The following is a 14,918-nucleotide window of genomic DNA, read 5'->3' as shown; positions in this document are numbered from 1 at the left end:
GGTTCGCGCGGTAGATTGGGAAACGGTTTCCCGCATTGCGGCGAGCCGGATCCGTCACCGCGAAGGAGCGCCATGCCCCTCTCAGCCCCGCTGCGCTTCCTGCCGGCGTCCCGCGTGCGGCTCGAACCGGGAGCCGACCTCGACGCGCAGGTCACGGTCGGCGCCACGATCCGCCGCCTCGACCCCGACCGGCTGCTCGCTCCGTTCCGGCGCGAAGCGGGGCTCCCGCACGCCGACACGTACCCCGGCTGGGAGGCCGAGGGGCTCGACGGCCACACCGCCGGGCACGTGCTCTCGGCGGCGAGCACGCTGGCCGCGGGAGGGGATGCGGCGGCCTCGGCTCTCGTGCAGACGCTGGTCGGCGGCATCCGCGAATGCCAGCTCGCCCGCGGCACCGGCTATGTCGGCGGCGTGCCGGGCGGCGAGGCGCTGTGGGACGAGCTGCGCGCCGGACGCGCCGACGTCGGCGCCTTCCACCTCAACGGCCGGTGGGTGCCTCTCTACAACCTGCACAAGATCCTCGCCGGGCTCGTCGACGCGGTCGAGCTCGCCGGCGACCCGGTCGCGCGAACGACGCTCGACGACCTCGGCGCCTGGTGGCTGCGCGTCGACGACGCCCTCGACGACGCGGTGTTCGACCGCATCCTGGACTGCGAGTTCGGCGGCATGACCGAGGCCTTCGCCCGTCTGGCGCTCGTGACCCGGGATGCCGCCTACCTGCGCCTCGCGCGCAGGTTCGCCCGCCGCGGGCTCGTCGAGCCCCTCGCCGCCGGTCGCGACGAGCTCGACGGCCTGCACGCCAACACCCAGATCCCCGTCGCGGTGGGGTTCGCGACGATCGAGCGGGCGGCCCGGGAGGTGGCGCCCGAGCTGCTGCCCGACATCGAGGCGCGCGAGGGTGCCGCCGCACGCGTGTTCTTCGAGCGCGTGGCGCGGCACCGCAGCGCGGCGATCGGCGGCGACAGCGTGCGCGAGCACTTCCCGTCGGACTTCGCGAGCATGTTCATCGCCCGCGAAGGACCGGAGTCGTGCAACACCCACAACATGGTCAAGCTCGCCGCCGAGCTGCACGTGCTGACGGGCGACGACGCGTACCTGCACTGGGCCGAGCGGGCGCGGGCGAACCACCTGCGTTCGGCGCAGCATCCCGATCATGGCGGGCTGGTGTACTTCACGCCGCAGCGGCCCGGGCACTACCGCGTCTACTCCCCGGAGGCCGAGGGCTTCTGGTGCTGCATGGGTTCGGGGTTCGAGGCACAGGCGCGGCACGCGGCCCTCGTGTTCTCGGAGGGCCCCGACGAGGTGCGCGTGAACGCCTTCGTGCCGTCGCGTGGGCGGTTCGATGGCGTCGAGGTCGCGCTCGCGGTCGATGCGACGTCCGAGGCGGACGCCGTGCACGCGACGCTCGAGATCCAGACCGATCGGTCCTCGCGTGTCGCAGTGCTGATCCCGGACTGGGTCGCCGGTAAGGCCGTCGTGGAACAGGATGCCGCCACCCGCCGGGTCGCGTCGGGCACGCGGGCGGCGATCGAGGTCGAGCCGGGCAGAGCTATCGTGCGTTTCACGCTGCCGCGGCGCCTGCGCGTCGAGCGCCCGGCGGACGGCTCGGACTGGGGCTGGATCGTCGACGGTCCCGATGTGCTCGCGCAGCGCATCGCCGACGACGGGGTCGCCTACCGGGGCAGCGGCGCACGCATGGGACACATCGCCGTCGGGCCGCTGCGGCCGCTCGCCGAGACCCCGGTGCTCGCGTCCGACGCCGTCTCGCGTGCCGTGCGCACGGCGCCCGGGCGCGTGCGGGTGCCGACCGCCGACGGCGGCGTCGTCGAGCTGGAGCCCTTCGCCGGCATCCACGACGCGCGCTACACCGTGTCCTGGCCGGTCGCCGTCACCTCGGCCGCCGAACGCAGGGCCGCGCTGAAGGCGATCGACACGGCGTCCCTCGGCCTCGAGGCGCGTACGCGCGACCTCGTCGCGTTCGGCGAGCAGCAGCCGGAGTCGGACCACGGACTGACGGCATCCGATGAAGAGACCGGGATCGACGGCGACGCGCGGTGGCGTCGCACCCGCGGCACCATCTCGCTCACGCTGCGCGACTGGAGCGGCACCGCAGACGCGCTGCGCGTGTCGTGGCTCGCGTCGGACGAGCCGGCGTGCGTGCGTGTGGCGGTGGGGGATGCCGTCGTCCTCGACGAGTCCGTCCCCGCAGGGTCGCCCGCGCTCACGCGCGAGGTGCCTCTCGGCACCGCGTCCGGCGCGGTGGAGCTGACGGTGCGGATCGAGGCCGCGGGCCTCGTGACGCCCCGTCTGGGGGAGCTGCGCCTGCTGTCGGCGGCCTCCGATCGCTGAGCCGACGCCGCGTTTCGTCTCGCTCGTTCCTCGCTCGCTCTACGTCCGGTGCCGGTGGGTGCGGTCGTTCTCGGCTCGCTGAAGGTCCGGTGCCGGTCGCTGAGCGAGCGCCGGCGAGACGAAGCGTGGCGGCGCGGTCGGGGCGTTTCGTCTCGCTCGTTCCTCGCTCGCTCAACGTCCGGTGCCGGTGGGTGCGGTCGTTCCCGGCTCGCTGAAGGTCCGGTGCCGGTCGCTGAGCGAGCGTCAGCGAGACGAAGCGTGGCGCAGGGAGGTCGACGGCGCGGTCGGGGCGTTTCGTCTCGCTCGTTCCTCGCTCGCTCAACGTCCGGTACCGGTGGGTGCGGCCGTTCCCGGCTCGCTGAAGGTCCGGTGCCGGTCGCTGAGCGAGCGCCAGCGAGACGAAGCGTGGGACACGAACGACGAAGCGCCCGCGGGGGCCAAGAACCCCGCGGGCGCTCCGAGACTCGGGCGGCGTCAGCCTGCGACGCGCGCGCGCAGATGCGGCGAGACGGATGCCGCGAACCCGGCGGCCGTGCGCTCGACCACCGTGCGGGGGTCGGTGTCCCAGATCTCCTGGTTGAAGATCTCGACCTCGATGTCGCGGTCGTAGCCGGTCGCCTCGACGGCGGCGGTCAGCGATGCGAAGTCGATGACGCCGTCGCCCGGGTAGTGGCGGCTCAGCAGCACGTCCGCGGCGAGCGGCGTCTTCCAGTCGCACACCTGGTACGTGGCGATGCGGCCCTCGCGGCCGGCCCGCTCGATCGAGGCGAGCACGTCGGGGTCCCACCAGATGTGGAACGTGTCGACGGTCGCGCCGACCACGGCGGGGTCGAAGTCCGCCGCGATGTCGAGCGCCTGGCCGAGCGTCGACACGACGCAGCGGTCTGAGGCATACATCGGGTGCAGCGGTTCGATCGCCAGGGTGACGCCCGCGGCGGCGGCATCCGGAGCGAGCTCGCCGATCGCATCGCGCACGCGCTCACGCGCACCGGCGACGTCGCGCGAGCCCTCGGGCAGGCCGCCCGCGACCAGCACCAGGATGGCGGTCGATCCGGCAGCGCCGGCGGCGGCCAGCGTCGCGGTCTCCTCGATGGCGACCCGGTTGTCATCGATCGACGCGCGCCGCACAGGACCCTCGGGCACCGTGAAGAACCCGCCTCGGCAGTGCGTCGTGAAGCGCAGGCCCGAGTCGGCCAGCATCGACGCGGCGGTCTGCAGACCCACCTCGTTGACCGGCTCGCGCCACAGGCCGATGCCCTGCACGCCCGCCTCGGCCGTCACGCGCAGGGCGGTGGCGAGGTCGGCGTACTTGATGGTCGCCTGGTTGATCGACAGGCGCGGGTCCGGTCCCTGAGCCGGTCGAAGGGCGCTCACGCGAGCACCCCCGGGACCTCGATGCCGTTGTGGCGCAGCATGCCGTGCCACCGGACCGCCGCGAGCTCGGGCTGCTCCAGCGCCAGTGACGCGTTGGCCAGCTCGACGATGCGCGACAGGTGCGGAAGGCTCCGTGCCGAGTGCAGGCCGCCGACCATCTGGAAGGCGGACTGGTGGCCGTTCAGCCACGAGAGGAACGCGACGCCGGTCTTGTAGTAGAACGTCGGCGCGGCGAACACCTGGCGGCTGAGCTCCTCGGTCGGGCCGAGGATCTCGAGGTACCGCGCCGGGTCGCCGGCGTCGAGCGCCTGGATCGCCGCCGAGGCGACGGGTGTGATCGCCGCGAACGCGCCGAGCAGCGCGTCCGAATAGCCCTTGCCGGTCGCTGAGCCGGTCGAGGCGCCTTCCCCGGACCCTTCGACGAGCTCAGGGACCGAGGAGCCGCCGATGAGGCCGACGTAGTTGAAGTCGTCGCCGGTGAACATGCGCACGGACTCGGGGAGCCGTTCGCGCACCGACACCTCGGAGGCGGCATCCAGCAGGCTCATCTTGACGCCCGCGACCTTGTCGACGTTCTCCCCGATGATGTCGAGGAGGACCGCCGACGCCTCGCGCCAGTCGGTCGAGCCGAAATAGCCCTCGAGCACCGGGTCGAACGCGGTGCCGAGCCAGTGCAGCACGACGGGCGTGGCCGCCGACTGCAGCACCTCGCGGTAGACGCGACGGTAGTCGTCGGCCGACTCGGCGACCCGCGCCAGGTGGCGCGACGCCATCAGCACGGGGCCGGCGCCCTGCTCCTCGGTGAAATGCAGCTGCGTCTTGTAGGCGTCGATGACCTGGTCGATCGAGATGCGCTCGCCGTCGACGTGGTCGGTGTTGACCCCGACGACGACCGAGCCGCCCTCTTCGCGCGCGACCTGCGCCGAGCGGGCGATGAGGTCGCGCGTCGCGGCGGCGTCGAGGCCCATGTTGCGCTGTGCGGTGTCCATGGCGTCGGCGACGCCGAGACCCCACGAGTACACCGCGCGGCGGAAGTCGAGGGTGGCATCCCAGTCGACCTCGGCCGGCTGACCCGGGGTGTTGTCGGCCCACGTCTTCGGAACCACGTGCGCGGCGGCGTACGCGACGCGCGAGCGCAACGGACTGTCGGGACGCGTGTACCCCGGGGCTTCGTTCAGCTCGGCGGCGGAGAGGACCCCGTCGGCCGAGAGCAGGGTGAGGTGCGGCATCCGGTTCACTCCAGGGTGAGCGCGGGCAGCTCGACCTTGCGGCCCTCGCGGCTGGACTGCAGGCCGGCCTCGGCGAGGAGCACGCCACGGGCGCCCGACAGCAGGTCGAAGGCGTAGGGGGTGTCGAGCACGTACGACTCGAGGAACTCCTCCCACTGCTGACGGAAGCCGTTCTGGAACACGTCGTTCACGGGCACCTCGGCCCAGTCGGCGTCGTAGTCGTGGTCGTCCGCCAGGTCGGGGTTCCACACCGGCTTCGGAGTCGCGTTGCGGTGCTGGATCTTCGCCCCGAACAGGCCGACGACGGCCGAGCCGTGCGTGCCGTCGACGTGGAACTCGACGAGCTCGTCGCGGTTGACGCGCACCGTCCACGACGAGTTGATCTGCGCGACGATGTCGCCCTCGAGCTCGAAGATGCCGTACGCGGCGTCCTCGGCGGTCGCGGTGTAGTGCTCGCCCTTCTCGTCCCAGCGGTCGGCGATGTGCACGGCGGCCTGCGCGTAGACGGTCTTGACCTCGCCGAACAGGTTCTCCAGCACGTAGTTCCAGTGCGGGAACATGTCGACGATGATGCCGCCGCCGTCCTCGGCGCGGTAATTCCACGACGGACGCTGGGCGGGCTGCCAGTCGCCCTCGAACACCCAGTAGCCGAACTCGCCGCGCACCGACAGGATGCGGCCGAAGAAGCCGGAATCGATGAGCCGCTTGAGCTTCTGCAGACCCGGCAGATACAGCTTGTCGTGCACGACGCCGGTCTTGACGCCGGCCTCCTGCGCGAGCTGTGCGAGCTCGAGGGCCTCGGCGACGGTCTCGGCCGTGGGCTTCTCGGTGTAGATGGTCTTGCCGGCGGCGATCGCCTTGCGCAGGGCCGAGGCGCGGGCCTTGGTGACGAGGAAGTCGGCGTAGATCTCCCAGCGCGGGTCGGCGAGGGCGGCGTCGAGGTCGGTCGTGTAGTCCTCGATGCCGTGCTTGGCGGCGAGCTCGGCGAGCTTGGCCTCGCTGCGGCCGACCAGCAGCGGCTTCACGGTGACCTTGGTGCCGTCGGACAGCTCGATGCCGCCCTGGTCGCGGATCGCGAGGATCGAGCGCACGAGGTGCTGGCGGTACCCCATGCGGCCCGAGACGCCGTTCATGATGATGCCGATCTCACGCACCTGGGGGAATGCCTCGGTGCCGGCGGGGGCGAGGGTCGTATCGGTCACGGGGTCCTGCTTTCTGCTCTGAATGCTCTGTGGTCGCCCGGGGCGATGTGCCCAGCGGGTAAACGCTTTCCAAGTTGTCAATCCAGTGTGCCATGAGAGTGGATGCCCCGCAAGCGCTTTCCCGCGGCATCCACTCCCGCGGTCCGGGCGACCGCCCCGACGTCAGGCGCGCAGCAGCACGCAGCCGTGCGCCTCCAGCGCGAGCCGCACGACGGAGCTGCCGGGGGCCACGCTGCGCGCCGCATTCGACTGCTCGTGCACCGCCTCGACGGCGACGGCCTCGTCGCCCCACACGTCCACGACGCCGGCGGGCGCGGCGCCCAGGCCGAGAGACCGTGTATCGAACGGCTCCTCCCGTGGCTCGTCGCCGAGGTTGAACACGGCCGCCCAGCGCTCGCCGGCGGGCCCCTCCGCGGCCCACACCACGAGTCCGCGCTCGCGCAGCAGCTCGCGGTTGCCGTGGGAGTCGCGCAGGATGCGCAGCACCTCGTCGTTCGTGAACAGCGCGATGGTCTCGGGCGCGCTCGTCGGCAGGTCGCCGCCGATCATGAGGGGCGAGCGGGCCATGATCCACAGCGTCATGAGCGACCGGCGCTCGGGCAGCGTCAGCGCGCCCTCGCGAGGCTCACCGCGCTCGGCGCGGATGCCGATGCGGCCGAGCGGCAGCATGTCGGCGTCGGGCCAGCCGTCGGGGCCGGCGAACGGCGCCCACCGGGCCAGGCGCGCGAAGTTGGGCTCGATGTCGTCCCAGCGGTCCCACACGTCGTCGCACACGCGCCACATCGTCGCGTGGGCACGCAGGTGCTCGAGGTGGGCGGCCGACAGGTCGCGCCCGGGCGAGAACGACAGCGCGATGTCGCGGTCGGCGCGCTGCACGGCGAGGGAATAGGCCTCGATGTCGGGCACCTGGTAAGGCCACAGCATGTCGTCGGCCTTGACGAAGTCGAGGCCCCACTCGGAGAACTGCGCGACGCACGAGTCGTAATACGCCTGCGCGGCCGGGTTCGTGTGGTCGAGGCCCAGGTAGTGCGGGTTCCACTCGCACACGTTCGTGGCGTCGGCGATGGCCGCCGCCGTCGTCGACGTGCCGAGCACGGGGGTGTCGGCCGCGGCGGCGACGCGCGGGATGCCGCGCATCACGTGCACGCCGAGCTTCAGGCCGAGCCCATGCAGGCGTGCCGCGAGCGGTCCGAATCCGGCCCCGCCGGCCGAGCTCGGGAATCGCGCCGGGTCGGGCTGCAGGCGGCCGTGCGCGTCGATCGTGAGCCGGGCGTCCTCGTTGTAGCCGTGCGACCGAGGGTGCGGATCGGCCCAGTCCGCGTCGATCACGATCGTGTCCCAGCCGTGGGGGAGCAGGTGCTCGGCCATGAACTCGGCGTTGGCGAGCACCTCGTCCTCGGTGACGGTGGTGCCGTAACTGTCCCAGCTGTTCCAGCCCAGGGGCGGCGTCGGGGTCTTGCGCAGGGTCATCGGAGGGTCTCCTTCGTCTCTCGTCAGGTCGTCTTCTCGGGCTGCTGCGGCTCCAGCCACAGGGCACGCTGATCGATGGTCACGTCGTCGAGCGCCCACAGCGCCGTCGACGCCGCGGCGAGGCGTGCGGCGGCGTCGGCGGGCAGGTGCACCCCGCTGTCGGTGCGCAGCGGCAGCACCCGCACCTCGACGCGCGAGCCGGGACGGACGCCCGCGTCGTGCAGGTTCGCGACGAGCTCCGATCCGTCCCAGAACCGGTCGGTCACCGTCTCGCCGTCGACCCGCAGCTGCAGGACGTCGCCGGCCCATCGCACCCGCAGCACGGCATCGGCGGTGTGCTCGGGCACGTCGAGCAGGTACACCGCTGCGTGCGCGTCGAGCACGTCGTCGCGCGGTGCGGCCTGCCGCCCGTCGCGCACACCGTAGTCGCCCGACGGCACGGTCGCCTCGCGCTCGGTGCGGACGCCGAGCCCTGCCGTCAGGGCGGAGCCGGAGACCCGCACGAGGTCGACGGCACGCCAGCCGCAGTCGACGTACTCGCGCACGTCGGGGTGCGCCGTCGCCGACCTCACCGCGACGCGGCCCGCGGCATCCCACGTCACCTCGTCGGGTGAGACGAGCAGGCGGCGCTCGCCCGCCTCGACGACCCAGGCGACCGCGGCTTCGGCGGCGGTCAGCACCAGCACGTCGAGTGAATCCCGGAGGCGCAGCGCCCCACCTCCAGGCGTGACGTGGTGCACGACGCCGTCGTGCACGACCTCGACGGGGATGCCGGCATCCTCGGTCAGCACGAGAGTGGGCACGGCACCGGGGAGCACGGTGAGCGCGGACGCCGTCGCCCCGTCGATCGTGACGCCGCCGACCTCGAGTCCGAGCGGCCATCGGGCGAGCGTCCCGGGCGGGATGTCGACCGGTGCGCTCGGCAGTTCGACCGACCCGCGTGGCGTCTCGATCCGGAACTGTGCCTCGCGGTAGACGGGGAGCGGGTCGTGCGGCTGATGCCACCCGATGAAGACGAAGCCCGCGCCGTCCTCGGCGCGCACCGCCCACCGCAGCGTCTCGGAGTCGGTCACCCCGACCGGACCCGCGTCGGGCAGGTACGAGGGCAGCGGTGCGAGGCGGTCGCCGAACGCGGCGATGAAGGCGTGCTGCAGTCGCAATGCGGCGTGGCTCGGCGCGGTGCGCCCGGCCTCGCCGATCGGCGCGTGGAAGTCGTACCCGCGCGGCGTCATGTCGTTGGGGTACCCGGTCGCCTGCGTCTCTTCGAGGTCGGGGCCGGGGTTCGTGCCGCCGGCGTACATGTAGTACCCCTGCCACGCGGAGCCGCTGCCGAGCTTGGCGTGGGCGACGGCCGCGATGTCGAGGGCCTCGGGTCGCGGTCGTCGGTGGTAGGCGGTCGCCATGCCGCCGCCCAGCTCGCACGTCGCGGCCGGGAACCACGGCGACAGCCCTGCGGTGCCGCCGAGGTCGCGCGGCCACGCTTCGTCTCGCTGGCGCTCGCTCAGCGCCCGGGTGGGCTGCGGTGCACCCGTGCTCCGGTCGCTCAGCGTCCGGGTGGGCTGGGATGCACCCGTGCTCCGGTCGCTGAGGGCCCGGGTGGGCTGGGATGAGCCCGTGCTCCGGTCGCTGAGCGAGGGAGGAACGACCGAGACGAAGCGCGGCTCGGGCGATCCGGCCGACGCCGCGGCGGCGGCATCCGCTTCGCGCACGTCGACGCCGATGCCGGGGTCGTCCCACGTGTCGGAGAAGAAGAAGTGGGCGCGGAAGGTGGGATCCCACGGCTCGCCCGGGTCGACCCAGAACCCGTCGCCGTACCCGCCCCACAGGGGCAGCACCTCCGGGTCGGGGAGCTGCGCCCCGCCCCACGCGGTCGCCGTCCACAGGGGCGCCGAGAGCCCAGCCTCACGGGCGAGGCGCTTGAGGGTGAGCAGGTGCCCAGGCTGGTCGTAGAGCTCGTTGTCGAGCTGGATGCCGAGCAGCGTGCTCGGCGTGCCACGGCCGTCGAGCGCACCCGCGATGCGCGCGAACCACTCCCGCACCAGCGCGAGGTACGCCGGATCGTCGGTGCGATGGGCGACCGGTGCGTGCTGCACCCAGTCCGGCAACCCGCCGTTGCGCATCTCGCCGTGCACCCACGGACCGATCCGCAGCACGACCTCCAGGCCCTCGGCGCGCGCGGCGTCGACGAACGCGCCGACGTCGTAGCGCCCGTCGAAGCGCACCCGCCCCCGCACCGGTTCGTGGTGCAGCCATGGCACGTACGTCGAGACCACCGTGATCCCGCCCGCCCGCATGAGTCTCAGTCGCTCGGTCCAGCGCTCCCGTGGCACGCGCGTGTAGTGCAGCTCGCCCGAGACGGGCAGCCACGGCCGCCCGTCCCGGACGAGGCTGCGGCTCGTGAGCGAGAGCCCGGGGCGGGCGTCCTCGTCGTTCGCCATGCGCGGCGTGCGCTCGTCGGTGGCGCCGTGGGTGGCGTCGAGGTGCAGCATGCGGGGCTCCGGTCGGGCGAGGCGGTCACGAGGGAGGAGGAGCCACGGGAGGAGGAGCGGATGCCGTCGGAGAATCCTCCGCCGGCGGCATCCCCTCTGCGCGTGGCGCGCGCGGGCTCAGGCGAGCCGGATCGCCGCCCACGAGACCGCGGGCAGCTCGATCGTGAGCACGTCGCCGTCGATCGCCGCCTCGGCCACGCCCACTCCGACGCGCGTCTGGTCGGCCAGCGTGTTCGCCGCGTACAGGTCGTCGTCGTACAGCACATGCGCCTCGGCGATCGCGAGGTCGCGACCGAGGTCCCGTACGAGCGGGGCGAGGTCGACGCGCAGGGTCGTGGCATCCGTCGTCGAGCGGTTCACGACGAACAGCGAGACGCCGCCTGTGCTGAGCTCCGTCGAAGCATCGATCGTGGCGACCGCGTTGACGTTCGCGACCTCGCCCAGCTTCTCCGAGACGAACGTGCCCGCCGACACCGGCACGCGCACCGCGCGGCCGTGCGCCAGGCGCGACGTGATCGAGAACGGGAAGAACGTCGTCTGGCGCCAGGCCGGGCCGCCCGGCTCGGTCATGATCGGCGCGATCACGTTCACGAGCTGCGCGAGCGAGGCCGAGCGCACCCGGTCGGCGTGCTGCAGCAGCGTGATCAGGAGGTCGCCGAAGACGACGGCATCCAGCGCGTTGTACTTGTCTTCGAGCAGGCGCGGGGCGACCGGCCAGCCCTTCTCCTCGGGCTTGTCGTTCTGGCCGCCCTCGTCGTCGTGCAGGTACCAGACGTTCCACTCGTCGAACGAGATCATGATGCGCTTGTCGCTCTTCTTCGTCGCGGCGACCGTGTCGGCGATCGCGACAACCGACTCGATGAAGCGCGCCATGTCGACGCCCGACGCGAGGAACTCCTGTGCGTCGCCGTCGTGCTCCTGGTAGTAGGAGTGGCACGAGATGAAGTCGACGTCGTCGAACGTGTGCTCGAGCACTTGGCGCTCCCACGAGCCGAACGTCGGCATGCCGCGTCCCGACGACCCGCACACCACGAGCTCGACGCCAGGATCGATCATGCGCATCGCCTTCGCGGTGCGCATCGCCAGCTTGCCGTAGTCGTCGGCGTTGCGGTGGCCGACCTGCCACGGGCCGTCCATCTCGTTGCCGAGACACCACATCGTGACGCCGAACGGGGTGTCGCGGCCGTTCGCGGCGCGCTGGTCGGTCCATGCCGTGGGGGTGTCGGCGTTCGCGTACTCGAGCAGGTCGAGTGCCTCCTGCGTGCCCCTCGTGCCGAGGTTGACGGCGAGCATCAGGTCGCTGCCCACGCGGTCGAGCCAGGCCTGGAACTCGTGCAGCCCCACCTCGTTGGTCTCGGTCGAGTGCCACGCCAGGTCGAGGCGGCGCGGGCGGTCGGCCTTCGGGCCGATGCCGTCCTCCCACCGGTAGCCCGACACGAAGTTGCCGCCGGGGTAGCGGATGGTGGAGACGCCGAGCTCCTTCACGAGCTCGACGACGTCGGTGCGGAAGCCGTCGGCGTCCGCCTCGGCGTGGCCGGGTTCGAAGATGCCGTCGTAGATGTGCCGCCCGAGGTGCTCGACGAAGCCGCCGAACAGGCGACGGTCGATGTCGGAGATCCCGTGGTGCGGGTCGAGGCGGGCGGTGGCGGTCGTGCTGTCAGCGGGCATCAGGGCTCCAGGGGATCGGATCGGGGCGGAATCAGAGCGGAAGGTGCTCGAACGTGAGCGAGATCGCGGCGGCGCGCGGGAACAGGCGGTGCCGCGGCAGCACTCCCGGACCGCACGTCGCCGTGCCGACGCCCGCCTGGGCGAGGTCGATCGAGACGAAGGTGCGGTCCTCGTCGGGCAGCTCCCAGTCGTGCGCGGCGGCCGCGAGCGCCGGCCTGCTGTGCGGCGACACGGTGAGCGCGAACGGCGTCGTGAGCGAGCGGATCCGCAGCGCGCCGTCCCGCAGACGGATCGTCGCCTCGCTCACGTCGATGCGCGACCCGCTCTCCTGCGGGCGCACGTGGTCGACGGTGAGCTCGGCGGCCGGGATGCGCCACCACCCGAAGCGCGCACCGGCGCGCAGATCGGGGTAGCTCGGCACGGGGCCGTACCCGACCAGGTCGACGTCTCGCGGGGCGCCGGGCAGCTCGAAGTCGAGGCCGAGGCGAGCCCACTCGCCCGTCCAGCTCGCGTTCGGCTCGAGTGCGATGTCGAGGCGCACGGCGCCGTCCTCGAGCGCCGTCCACGTCGCGGTCGCGTCGATCGCCGTGTCGAAGATCGGCGTGCCGGTGCGGGTGCGCACGCGCACCGAGCCGCCGTCGGCGTCGATGCCGACCAGTCGCGTCACCATGCGGTCGATCGCGGCGTCGTGCCAGCGGTCGGCCATCGTCGGCAGGTCGAGCTCCTCCAGGCCGTAGTCGCGGTCGTTGTCGGTGGGCGCGCGCCAGACACCGACGGCCGGGCCGCTGAGGGCGAGGCCACCGAGGGCGGTCACCCGCCCGGTGGTCAGGTCGAGCTCGAGTGGACCGACGCCGTGATCGGATGCCGGGGCCTGCGCCGGTGCGGCGGCCCTCCGCGCGCGGCGCACGACGTCCTGTCCGGCGCCGACCTCGTGTCCGGGCGCCGCCCACGGGCTGTCGGCGACAGTGGTCGCGGTGACGGTCACGACGTCCGACACCGCGTGCGGGTGCGCCGTGCGGGCGGACTCGGGCAGCTCGACCTCGACCGCGGAGCGGGGCGGGCACGACGGGAGGGTCAGGATGCCGGCATCCACCCGCTCGCCGTCGACCACGCGCTCCCACGAGAGCGCGACGTGGGCGAGGTCGAGGACGTCGTACCGGTTCGCGACGGCGACACGGCGGCGGTCCGCCGCCACGGTCACGACGACGGGTGCGATGACGGCCGCGTAGTGGACGAGTCCGGGGCGCGGGCGGCGGTCGGCGTCGACCAGCCCGTCGATCACGAAGGTGCCGTCGTGGACGGCCTCGCCGAAGTCGCCGCCGTACAGCATGCGACGCCGGCCGGTGCCGTCGTCGGGGGCGAGGATGCCGTGCTCGATCCACTCCCACACGAAGCCGCCGGCCAGCCGCGGGTACTGCTCGAAGAGGTCCCAGTACTCCTGCATGCCGCCGGGGCCGGTGCCCATCGCGTGGGCGAACTCGCACTGGATCACGGGCAGCGACAGTCGGTGCAGCTCGTCGGCGGTCGCGCGGACGGGCGCGGGGCGCAGGCCCTCTTCGCCGAGCTCGCGGATCTCGTCGTGCGGCGCGTACATGCGCGAGTGCACGTCGACGTAGCGGCTCGCGGGGTCGCCTTCGTAGTGCACCAGGCGCGTCGGGTCGAAGTCCTTGGTCCAGCGGGCCATGGCCTCGAGGTTCGCGCCGCGGTACGACTCGTTGCCGAGCGACCACAGCAGGACGCTCGCGTGGTTCTTGTCGCGGTGGACCGTGCGCTGCATGCGGTCGAGGTACGCCGCGCGCCAGGCCGGTTCGGCACTGGGCACGCCGCGCCACCCGACCCGGTCGAAGCCGTGCGCCTCGAGGTCGCATTCGAGGATGACCCAGAACCCGAGCTCGTCGAAGAGGTCGAGCACGTCGGGGTGCGGCGGGTAGTGCGACGTGCGGATCGCGTTGATGTGGTGGCGCTTCATGAGCAGCAGCTCGCCGCGGACCACGTCGGCGTCGAACACGCGCCCGTGCTCGGGGTGGTGCTCGTGGCGGTTGACGCCGCGGAACATGATGGGCGCGCCGTTGACGAGCAGCTGCGCGTCCGCGACCTCGACGCGACGGAACCCGACGCGCAGGCGCACCGTCTCGGCGGCGGTGCGCACCTCGACGTCGTACAGGCGTGGGCGTTCGGCGCTCCACGGCTCGATGCCGTCGAGGCGCAGCGCGCTGCCCGCGGGGGCGTCGACGCCCAGCTCGGGGAGCACGATGCGGGCCTCGCCGCCGCCGTCGACCTCGACGGCCGCGTCGAGCAGTCCTGCGCCGGTCCTCGCGTCGTAATCTGCCCGCACGAAGACGTCGTCGATCCCGCCATCGGGGCGCGCGAGCAGCGTGACGCTGCGGAACACGCCCGGCAGCCACCACATGTCCTGGTTCTCGATGTAGGTCGCATCGCTGAACTGGGCGACCCGCACCGCGAGACGGTTCACGCCCTGGGCGAGCACCGTCGACACGTCGAACTCGTGCGTCAGGCGGCTGCCGCGCGTGGTGCCGAGCAGCGTGTCATTGAGCCAGACCTCGGCCGCGGACTCGATGCCGTCGAAGCGCAGCAGGCGGCGACGGTGGGCGAGCACCGCGTCGGACGCCACGAACTCGAATCGGTGGTCGCCGATCGGGTTGGCGTCCGGCGGGTACGGCGGGTCGAGGGGGAACGGCATCTGCACGTTCGAGTACGCGGGCGTTCCGTACCCCTGCAGGTTCCAGTGGCCCGGCACGTCGACCGTGCCCCAGCCCGCCGTCTCGGCGGAGCGCCAGTCGGCCGGTGCGCTGCGAAGTGACGGCGAGACGCGGAACCTCCACTGCCCGTCGAGGGACTGCTGCGGGGCGTCCGAGCGCAGCCGGGCACGAGGTGCGACGGCGCCCGATCCGGGCGTGGGGGTGGCGATGTCCAAAGGCATTCCTCGTCGATGAGCGGACTGCGGGGCGGTGCCTTCCGTGGCACCGGGTTAAGGTCCTACCGCAGCTCGCGGCCGAATGGTCCAGGCGCGTCGGCTCGTCTTTCAGATGATCGGAATCGATCGTCGGAAGAGAGGTGGGTGCCGCGGGCGCGGGGCGCGGCCAACCCCCCGGGGGGTATAAACAACAGAAGCGGCC

Annotated in this window: 8 protein-coding genes; 1 reads left to right on the top strand and 7 read right to left on the bottom strand. The window is 72.6% G+C overall.

Features of this window, described 5'->3' with window-relative positions; genetic code table 11:
* Positions 1-72: 72 nt before the first annotated feature.
* Positions 73-2,349 (top strand): beta-L-arabinofuranosidase domain-containing protein, encoded by a 2,277-nt coding sequence (locus ACFWJ8_RS15110; protein ID WP_378812991.1) that lies wholly within the window; start codon positions 73-75, stop codon positions 2,347-2,349.
* Positions 2,350-2,823: 474 nt separating this feature from the next.
* Here the strand turns inward: ACFWJ8_RS15110 and ACFWJ8_RS15105 are convergent, their stop codons facing one another.
* The 7 genes from ACFWJ8_RS15105 to ACFWJ8_RS15075 all read right to left on the bottom strand — a co-directional run bounded on the left by ACFWJ8_RS15105 (position 2,824) and on the right by ACFWJ8_RS15075 (position 14,722).
* Positions 2,824-3,723 carry a sugar phosphate isomerase/epimerase family protein gene (locus tag ACFWJ8_RS15105; RefSeq protein WP_378812989.1) on the bottom strand — a complete coding sequence of 300 codons (900 nt, stop codon included), beginning with the start codon at positions 3,721-3,723 and terminating at the stop codon, positions 2,824-2,826.
* Positions 3,720-4,952 (bottom strand): dihydrodipicolinate synthase family protein, encoded by a 1,233-nt coding sequence (locus ACFWJ8_RS15100; RefSeq protein ID WP_378812986.1) that lies wholly within the window; start codon positions 4,950-4,952, stop codon positions 3,720-3,722. Before ACFWJ8_RS15100 ends, ACFWJ8_RS15105 begins: the two co-directional genes overlap by 4 nt.
* A gap of 5 nt (positions 4,953-4,957) precedes the next feature.
* Complete coding sequence (locus ACFWJ8_RS15095; protein ID WP_378813215.1) at positions 4,958-6,085, bottom strand: Gfo/Idh/MocA family protein; 1,128 nt, start codon at positions 6,083-6,085, stop codon at positions 4,958-4,960.
* Between the two features lie 231 nt (positions 6,086-6,316).
* A complete protein-coding gene (locus ACFWJ8_RS15090) occupies positions 6,317-7,624 on the bottom strand; it encodes a glycoside hydrolase family 27 protein (RefSeq protein ID WP_378812984.1) in 1,308 nt (435 codons plus the stop codon).
* A 23-nt stretch (positions 7,625-7,647) separates the two neighbouring features.
* Positions 7,648-10,113, bottom strand: a complete 2,466-nt coding sequence (locus tag ACFWJ8_RS15085; RefSeq protein ID WP_378812981.1) for a beta-galactosidase — start codon at positions 10,111-10,113, stop codon at positions 7,648-7,650.
* 117 nt (positions 10,114-10,230) lie between these two features.
* A complete protein-coding gene (locus tag ACFWJ8_RS15080) occupies positions 10,231-11,781 on the bottom strand; it encodes an alpha-N-arabinofuranosidase (protein WP_378812978.1) in 1,551 nt (516 codons plus the stop codon).
* A 31-nt stretch (positions 11,782-11,812) separates the two neighbouring features.
* Positions 11,813-14,722 (bottom strand): glycoside hydrolase family 2 TIM barrel-domain containing protein, encoded by a 2,910-nt coding sequence (locus ACFWJ8_RS15075; RefSeq protein ID WP_378812976.1) that lies wholly within the window; start codon positions 14,720-14,722, stop codon positions 11,813-11,815.
* Positions 14,723-14,918 lie beyond the last annotated feature (196 nt).

The organism is Microbacterium sp. NPDC058389 (assembly GCF_042722305.1).
Lineage (GTDB): Bacteria > Actinomycetota > Actinomycetes > Actinomycetales > Microbacteriaceae > Microbacterium.
This window is presented reverse-complemented; position numbering and strand designations above follow the sequence as displayed.

Coding starts and splice junctions, on each gene's coding strand:
- ACFWJ8_RS15095 (WP_378813215.1), bottom strand. CDS start 6,085: ATGAACGGCGTCTCGGGCCGCATGGGGTACCGCCAGCACCTCGTGCGC.
- ACFWJ8_RS15090 (WP_378812984.1), bottom strand. CDS start 7,624: ATGACCCTGCGCAAGACCCCGACGCCGCCCCTGGGCTGGAACAGCTGG.
- ACFWJ8_RS15110 (WP_378812991.1), top strand. CDS start 73: ATGCCCCTCTCAGCCCCGCTGCGCTTCCTGCCGGCGTCCCGCGTGCGG.
- ACFWJ8_RS15100 (WP_378812986.1), bottom strand. CDS start 4,952: ATGCCGCACCTCACCCTGCTCTCGGCCGACGGGGTCCTCTCCGCCGCC.
- ACFWJ8_RS15085 (WP_378812981.1), bottom strand. CDS start 10,113: ATGCTGCACCTCGACGCCACCCACGGCGCCACCGACGAGCGCACGCCG.
- ACFWJ8_RS15080 (WP_378812978.1), bottom strand. CDS start 11,781: ATGCCCGCTGACAGCACGACCGCCACCGCCCGCCTCGACCCGCACCAC.
- ACFWJ8_RS15075 (WP_378812976.1), bottom strand. CDS start 14,722: ATGCCTTTGGACATCGCCACCCCCACGCCCGGATCGGGCGCCGTCGCA.